The following is a 252-nucleotide window of genomic DNA, read 5'->3' on the forward strand; positions in this document are numbered from 1 at the left end:
TAATACGGTCGGGTCGCATGCGAAGTGCCTGCCACACCAGGACAGACATGGGAATGCCACCGCGTCCTTCCGTATTGTTATCGCGGGTAACGAGTTGGACGAGTTGTGGGTGGTACAGGTTAAGTTCGGCAGTGTCTTCAATGCAGATAAGCCGCTCTTGCGCGGGTAGTGATGTTGCTAGCGCACCAAGGAGAGTTGTTTTTCCTACTCCGGTGGCCCCGGAAATAAGAATGGAGTGGCGGGCTTCAAGGT

General features: G+C 54.8%; 1 protein-coding gene. It reads right to left on the minus strand.

The annotated features are described in order from the left end of the window. The coding region (locus AC0IZJ_RS28590; RefSeq protein ID WP_471855653.1) for an ATPase, T2SS/T4P/T4SS family at positions 1-232 on the minus strand (232 nt) is incomplete at its 3' end. Positions 233-252 lie beyond the last annotated feature (20 nt).

It is taken from the genome of Roseateles sp. AC306 (genome assembly GCF_979253795.1).